Source organism: Streptomyces sp. 3-6 (assembly GCF_056323165.1).
This window is the reverse complement of the sequence record NZ_JBWHZP010000040.1, coordinates 1-7720: the sequence shown is the minus strand read 5'-3', so window position 1 is coordinate 7720 and position 7720 is coordinate 1. Positions and strand designations below refer to the sequence as shown.

5 protein-coding genes and 1 pseudogene are annotated in these 7720 nt (G+C 71.1%); 2 read left to right on the top strand and 4 right to left on the bottom strand.

Annotation, left to right across the window (positions count from 1 at the left end; all coding sequences use genetic code 11):
• Positions 1–268 precede the first annotated feature (268 nt).
• On the top strand, positions 269–1639 hold the full coding sequence (locus tag AC02VZ_RS25900; protein WP_386617324.1) for a helix-turn-helix domain-containing protein: 1371 nt from the start codon (positions 269–271) through the stop codon (positions 1637–1639).
• A 111-nt stretch (positions 1640–1750) separates the two neighbouring features.
• Here AC02VZ_RS25900 and AC02VZ_RS25895 read toward each other — a convergent pair whose 3' ends face one another.
• The 4 genes and pseudogenes from AC02VZ_RS25895 to AC02VZ_RS25880 form a co-directional block, all read right to left on the bottom strand.
• On the bottom strand, positions 1751–2548 hold the full coding sequence (locus AC02VZ_RS25895; protein WP_386617325.1) for an SDR family NAD(P)-dependent oxidoreductase: 798 nt from the start codon (positions 2546–2548) through the stop codon (positions 1751–1753).
• A 42-nt stretch (positions 2549–2590) separates the two neighbouring features.
• The gene (locus AC02VZ_RS25890; protein ID WP_386617326.1) at positions 2591–4063 is read right to left on the bottom strand and encodes an MFS transporter; all 1473 of its coding nucleotides are present in this window, start codon (positions 4061–4063) and stop codon (positions 2591–2593) included.
• 57 nt (positions 4064–4120) lie between these two features.
• Positions 4121–4807: an FAD-dependent oxidoreductase gene (locus AC02VZ_RS25885; protein WP_432058913.1), complete on the bottom strand. Its 687-nt coding sequence runs from the start codon at positions 4805–4807 to the stop codon at positions 4121–4123.
• A 10-nt stretch (positions 4808–4817) separates the two neighbouring features.
• Positions 4818–6227 (bottom strand): annotated as a pseudogene (locus AC02VZ_RS25880) (ABC transporter substrate-binding protein); the annotation flags it as partial.
• A gap of 446 nt (positions 6228–6673) precedes the next feature.
• Between AC02VZ_RS25880 and AC02VZ_RS25875 the strand changes: the two are divergent.
• The coding region (locus AC02VZ_RS25875) for a M9 family metallopeptidase N-terminal domain-containing protein (RefSeq protein ID WP_476476546.1) at positions 6674–7720 on the top strand (1047 nt) is incomplete at its 3' end.

Here is a 7720-nt window from a genome sequence, read left to right as displayed (position 1 = left end):
CGGCGGCCGACGAGAAGCTGACGTACACGGGCGGTGCGGGCTACTACCGCTACCGGGTCCACGCCTACAGCGGCAACGGCGCCTACACCCTCGGCTACGACACCCCCTGAGAACACACAGCCAACCAACTGGCGGTCAAGTCACCGCCCCGAGGCGCCCGGACGGCTCTGCCGCGCCGTCCGGGCGTCTCACGTGCGCTCGTTGTGCGGCCGCCGATCGTGCGGCACACTCGCGTCCGTCCCCACCCGCCTCACGGCAGGAGAGAACGGTGAACGACACGGCCGCACCGCCGGACCGTCCGACACACCCCGAGCTGGGACCCACACTGCGGCGGCTGCGCCTCCTGGCGGGCTACTCCCAGGTCAGACTCGCCGCCGAACTGGGCTACCACCACAGCGTGATCAGCCGCTGGGAGACCGGCGACCGCAACCCGCCGCACGATCAGCTGAGGCGACTCGACGACCTCCTGCGCACCGGGGGCCGCCTCACCCGTCTGTGTACGGAAACCGAGGCGGACCGTGACTTCGACCCGTGGCCGCACGACCTGGCCGCCCGCGCCCACCCCGCTCAGGGCCACGCGGACCTGACCGTGCGGGACGTCACGACGTGGCCCTCCCGCCTGCCCCATCACGGTGTGCCGTGCCCCCTCCACGCAGCCGCTGGCTGTTCCTTACCTCCGCCCGGGACGGCGAACGACATCTGGCACACCTTCACGGCCGAACCGTTGCGGACCGTCGGCGAGGACGTCGTCCACGTGCTGGCCGCGCACCTGTCCGTCGGCGTGCGCGGCACCGAGGCGACGGACTCCTCCTCCGAGGGCGAGGCGGTGGAGGCGGCCCTCGGCCTGATCGTCCGCCTGCGGCGGGAGCCGGACTGCCCCTTCGGTCCGGCCCTGACCCGGCTCGCCGCGGGGTACGCCTCCCTTGCGGGCCAGTTGAGGATGCTGCGTGGTCAGCTCGGTGCCGCGATGTCCTTCTACGACAGGGGACTGCGGTGGGCCGCGCTCTGCGCCGACACCGCGCTCACGCTGACCGTGCTGTGCGACATGAACGCACTGGCCAGACTGGAGAACGACGGAGCGGGGGCGGTCGGCCACGCCCGGGCGATGCTGTCGGCCGCCCGCGGACGGAGCTGGGCCGAGTCCCTCGCCCACCTCCACCTGGCCCGCGGGTTCGCCCTGCTCGGCGAGACCGGGGAGACCCTCGCCAGCGTCACCAGGTGCCGCACCGCGCTCGCGGAGGCGGCCCGGGACGCCTCGGACGGACCGGACTGGATCAAGGGCGCCCAGGGCGCCGTGCTCGTCGAGGCGGGCATCGGCGGCGCGCTGCGGGACGCCGCCGTGGCCACGGGCGACCGGGGACTGGCCCGGGACGCCCTCGACGTCACGCAGCGAGCGATGACGCGCGTGCCCGAACCGCCCAGGCCGGCGGCGGTGCTCCTCGGGCTGCGGCTGGCCGACTGCCATGCCTGCGCCGGCCGGCCGGAGACCGCGGCGTCCGTCGCCTCCCCGCTGCTGGCCGAGGCCCTGGCGGCCACGCGGGTGACCGTGGGGCACGAGCTGCGCGGGCTGCTCGGCAGGCTCGCCCCGCGCTGGCCCCACCTTGGGCCGGCCCACCCGATGACGGCGGCGCTCCGGTGACGACCGCACCGTCTCGCTTCCGAGTGCCCGGCGCTCCCGGTGGTGGCCCCGGCACGGCACGCCCCTGGTACCGAGTGCCGACTCGGGAACCAGGGGGGTGGAGGGACGACGCTACGCCGGAAGCATGGCCCGGCGTCCCGGTGCGGCCGAGGACTGCATGGTCATGCCGCCGTCCACAACCAGGAGCTGGCCGGTGAGGTAGCGGGACTCGTCCGAGGCGAGGAAGACCATGGTGTGGGCGATGTCCTCGGGGGAGCCGAGGTAGGGGAGGGCGTTGCCCGCCTTGAGGCTGTCGACGACCTCCTGGGGGAGGTTGTTCTCCAGGGAGGGGGTCATCACGGCGCCGGGGGCGATCGCGTTGCAGCGGATGTTCCTCGGCCCGTACTGGGTGGCCACCGACTTGGTGATGTTGACGACGGCAGCCTTGACGGCGCCGTAGGAGGTCTGGAGGACGTCTCCGACGAGCGCGGCGACGGAGGCCGTGTTGATGATCGATCCGCCGCCGGACTCGATCATGTGCGGAATGGCGAGCCGGGAGCCCACGAGCGTGCTGCGCATGTTCAGGCCGACGGCGCGGTCGAACTCGGCCATGTCCATGCGGAGCAGGTCGAGGTCGGTGCGCGGGTTGGTGCCGCCGACGTGGTTGCACAGGACGTGCAGGGCGCCGTACTCCTCGACGGTGGTATTGATCATGGCCGCGATGGAGTCCTCCTCGAGGACGTTCACCGTCAGCGGCAGGGCGGTGCCGCCGGCCGCGGTGACGAGGTCGGCGGTCTCCCGGGCCGCCTCGGTGTCGTAGTCGGCGACGACGACGCGGGCGCCCTGCCTGCTCATCAGCTCCGCGGCGGCGCGGCCGATGCCGCTTCCGGCTCCGGTGACGACGGCGACCTTGTCCTGCAGTCGGTTCATGGTGGTGCTCCTTGCTGGTGGGCGGTTGCCCGTGGGGGGTGTTCAGTGCTTCCCGGCGGTGGCCGGGACGTCGGCCGGCAGCGACTGCTCGCTGCCGGAGGTGTGGGCGGCGTGCCGGGCGTCGGCGCGGACGCGGGGGATGGCCAGGGTCAGCAGCAGGCCGGCCACCGCGGCACCGATGGCGACCAGGTAGGTCATGCGGAACCCGCTCTCGGTGGGAATCTGAGCAGGTCCCAGCTTCATGGTCATGTTGGCCAGGATGGCCGCCATGACCGCGCTGGCGGTGGACGTGCCGATGGAGCGCATGAGCGCGTTGACGCCGTTGGCGGAGGCGGTCTCGGTGACCGGCACGGAGTCCATGATCAGGGCGGGCATGGCGGCGTAGGCGATGCCGACGCCGGCGCTGATGATCATCGAGGTGACGACGATCTGCCAGACCTGGGACATCAGCAGCATTCCCGCGCCGTAGCCGACGCCGATGACCGCGACGCCCGCGAGCAGCGAGGTGCGGGGGCCGTACCGGGCGGAGACACGGGCGGACACGGGGGAGAGGGCCATCATGACCAGGCCGCCCGGGGCGAGCGCGAGGCCCGCGGCGAGGACGGACTGCCCCAGGCCGTAGCCGGTCGCCTGGGGCGACTGCAGGAGCTGGGGGAGCGTCAGCGACATGGCGTACATGGCGTAGCCGACCATGATGGACGCCAGGTTGGTGAAGAGCACCGGGCGGCGCACGGTGACCCGGAGGTCGACCAGCGGCTCGGACACGCGGGTCTCGTACCAGCCCCACAGCGCGAGGACCACGACGCCGGCCGCGAACAGACCCAGGGTCGTCCCGCTCGTCCAGCCCCAGTCGCCGCCCTTCGTGACGGGCAGCAGCAGGAGCACGAGCCCGCCGGCCAGCCCGGCCGCGCCCGGGGCGTCGAACCGGCCGGGGGAGAGGTTGGGCGACTCGGACAGCAGCAGGGTCACCAGCAGCAGGCACACGGTGCCGAGGGCGGCCGCGAGCCAGAACAGCACGTGCCAGTTCGCGCTCTGGACGATGGCGGCCGACACCGGCAGGCCGATCGCGCCGCCGACCCCGAGGGTGGCGCTGACCAGCGACACGGCGCCGCCGACCTTGGCGGCCGGCAGTTCGTCGCGCAGGACGCTGATGCCGACCGGTATGACGCCGGTGGCCAGGCCCTGCAGCGCCCGCCCGACGATGACCGGGACCAGACTGTCGGAGACGGCGCAGACGACGGAGCCGGCTACGAGCAGGAGCAGCGACACGATCAGGACGCGGCGCTTGCCGAACATGTCGCCGAGGCGTCCGGCGATGGGGGTGACCACGGCCGCCGCGAGGAGCGTGGCCGTGATCACCCAGGAGGCGTCGGAGGCTGAGGCGTTCAGCAGGTCCGGCAGCTGGGGGATGATCGGCACGACGAGCGTCTGCATGAGCGACACGACGATGCCGCTCAGGGCGATCACGGCGGTGATCGCGCCCGGCCCCCGGGTGGGGGTGGCGGTGGATGACAAGAGGGTTCTCCTTGAAGGGTTCCGCGGTGTGCGGGGGTGGCGGGTGGCGGGGCGCCGTCAGCCGGAGGCCGCGACCACCTGCCGAACACCGCCGGAAGCCGGGGCAACCGGGCCGGTGAGCAGTGCCCGGCGCAGGCCCATGGCTCCGCGCGGCTCGTTCCAGCCGAGGACGGCGCACACCTGCCCGTCCGTGCGGTAGATCCCGGTGAAGCGGTCGTGCTCCGTGTCGGTCTCATGCGCCTCGAACTCCGCATCGGGCGTGATGAGCCCGTGTACGACGATCTTGTTCGGTCCCTGGTCCGTCCAGAAGAACGGCACCCGGTCGAGTTCCCGGTGCCTGCCCGTCAGGTCGGCGGCGACGGCGCGGGCCTGGTCGCCCGCGTGCATGCGGTGCTCGAGGCGCAGGTGCCCGCCGGTCGCGCGCCGGTACCAGGCGGCGGCGTCACCGCACGCGTGGACGCCGGGTGCGGCCCGCCCCACGGCGTCGCAGCGGACGCCGTCGGTCAGGTCGAGGCCGGTGCCCGAGAGCCACTCCGTGTCCGGCCGCGAACCGATCGCGACCAGGACCGTCTCGGCCGGCAGCCGGGTCCCGTCGTCCAGCAGGACGTCGATCTCGCCGCCCCGGGGCAGCCCGTCGCCCTTGCGCACCGTGTCCACGGCCACGTGGGTGAGCACGGTGGCACCGGCCGCTGCCAGCCGCTCCCCGGCGAGCGAGCCGACGCGGCCGCCGAGTCCCGGCAGCACGGTGGGCGAGGTCGGCTTCGGCGTCGCTCCGGTCGGCGAAGCGCTGACTGCTCGTGATCAGCCGGTCGGCGGCCTTGCTGCCGTACCCCGTCGCCATGGTGCCGTCCGTGCCGACGAGAGGACCGCCGAAGGTGTCGGGATCGGGGTAGTCGGCGACCCAGCCGACGGCGTAGGCGTCGAGCTCTCCCTCGGCCCAGCTCTTCTGGAATTCGTCCCACTCGTATCCTTTGAGGGTCACCTTGAACAGCCCGTCGGCCTCTAGTTGCTTTTTCACCTCCGCAGCCTCCTCGTGGGCTGATCCGCGTCCCGCCGCGTAACCGTAGGTGAAAGACAGCGGGATTTCCTCACCGGCCTCGACGAGGAGGCGGCGTGCCCTTTCGGCGTCCTTGTGAGGGTAGTTGTCGAAGAAGGAGGTGGTGTGGCCCGTGATGCTCGTCGGGATGAGGGAGTAGAGCGGGTCCACGGTTCCGTCGTAGACGTCGTAGGAAATCCGGTCCCTGTCTATCAGCCAGGCCGCCGCCTGCCGTGCGCGTCTGTCGTGAAACGGCTTGCCGCGGCGGTTGTTGAGATACAGGTTTCGAGTCTCCGCGCTCTGCGCCTCCGTCACGCGAAGCCCCGGATCGCTCGGGTTCAGGTCGGCGAGCATTTCGGGGGGAAGCTGTCTGAGGGCGACATCGACGCGGTGGGACCTCCAGGCCCGGGCGAGTGAGTCGGGGGTGTCGTAGAAGTGGAGTTCGATCGGCCGGCCGGTGTTCTCGGCGGCGCCCTTGTACCGAGGGTTGGGCGAGAGGGAGATCTTCTCGCCCTTCGTGTAGGAGACGACGCCGTACGGTCCGGTCCCGTCGATCCGGCCGTCCGAGCGCAGGGAGTCCGCCGGGTACGTGGTCGAGTCGACGATCGAGCCCGCCCCGGTCGTCAGCTTGAAGGGGAACGTGGCGTCCGGTGCGGTCAGTCGGAAAGTGATGGTCCGGTCGCGGGCGTCCATCGACTCGACGGTGTCCAGGAGGGACGACGGCCCCACGTCGGAATCTATCTTCTTGACGCGTTCGAACGAGAAGCGGACGTCCTTGGCCGTCATTTCGCGTCCGCTGGAAAAGGTGATGTCATCCCGAAGCCGGCATCGATAGGTGCGTAGGCCGGAATTGGTGAAGGAGCAGCTTTCGGCCGCGTCGGGAACGGGCTCCGCCACTCCGGGCTCCAGGGTCAGCAGTGTCTGGAAGACATTGCTGTACAGAGCCGTCGAGCCGGAGTCGTAGCCGCCGGCCGGGTCGAGTGACGTCGGCGGTTCCGTCGTCCCGACCTTGATGGTGGCGCCCTCCTGGTCGTCCGTCGGGTAAAGCAGCAGACCGGCTGCCAGTGCCGTGGCGATCACCGTGGGTGTGACGACGGACGCACGGATGTGCGCACGAATAGGCCTCATGAGGCTCGTCCTCGCAAGATCGAGACGAACAGGAATTCTCGTACCCCTGGGTGGAGAGTGCGTCGGCCAAGTATGCGCAGGCGTCGCTTCCTTCGGGGCCCGACGGCACTTCCGGAACGAAGTCTTATGACTGACACGGCGGAACTGTTATGCCCCGTTCGGCGAGAGGGCCGCCAGGGATCGGCACCCCCTCTCAGCAGCCATTCCGCCTCGTCTCCGGTGGTCCTGCGGACCCGCTTGCACCGGTCCCGCCCACGGTCTCACTCCTCGACACCATTCCCTGTGCAATGTCACCTGTGCCATGTTCCGTGGTGCAGGGCGTGGCCATGCCAAGACGGAGGGGCATCCGTCTTCCGTCAGGTGGCAGCGCGGTACTCCGTTTCCCACGCCCTCTCCCCCTTCAGTCGGCCGTGCTCCGCACGGCCGGATCCCTCATGGGAGGCGCTGTGAGAAAGTCACTGGTACGGCGAGGTCTGGGGGCGGCGCTGCCGCTGGCCCTGACCGTCGCCATGAGCGTGGGCCTGCTGTCGCAGCCGGCCGGCGCAGCCGGGAACACCGGGTCCGTCGTGCACGTCGCGGCGGACGACCCGGAGCACGCGGGACCCCCGCCCGTCGCGCAGTCCCCCACCGCCGAGACGGAGCACGTCGCGCAGGGACGCACGAAGGCGTCCGAGCTTCCGCCCGTGGCCGCGAGTAAGGACGCGCTCAAGGAGGTGTACGGCAAGACCGCGAAGGCGCCGGTCCGTCCCTCGAAGTCGACGGACAAGGCGGTCGCCGGCAAGACCGGCAACTCCCGTGCGCGTGCCGCCGCGTGCAACGTCTCCGACTTCACCAGCCGGAGCGGCGGCGCGCTGGTCCAGCAGATCAAGGCGTCCACGACCGACTGCGTCAACACCCTGTTCAACCTGACCGGGAACGACGCCTACTACGCCTTCCGTGAGTCGCAGATGACCTCGGTCGCCTACGCCCTGCGCGACGGCTCGACGTCCTACCCGGGCAACGCCTCCACCGGTATGCCGCAGCTCGTGCTCTACCTGCGCGCCGGCTACTACGTGCACTACTACAACGCCGGCACGGTGGGCACCTACGGCAGCAGCCTGCAGACCGCGATACGCGCCGGGCTCGACGCCTTCTTCGCCAGCCCGCACTCCCGCGACGTCAACGACGCCAACGGCGAGACGCTCGCCGAGGCCGTCACGCTCATCGACAGCGCCGAGGAGAACGCCCGCTACATCCACGTCGTCAAGCGCCTGCTGGCGGACTACGACTCCACCTGGAACTCCTCCTGGTGGATGCTCAACGCGGTCAACAACGTGTACACCGTGACCTTCCGCGGTCACCAGGTGCCCGCGTTCGTGAGTGCCGTGCAGTCCGACCCCGGCCTGATCGACGCGCTCTACAACTTCGCGAGCGGCCACCTCGCGCTGCTGGGAACGGACCAGTCCTACCTCACGTCGAACGCGGGACGCGAACTCGGCAGGTTCCTGCAGCAC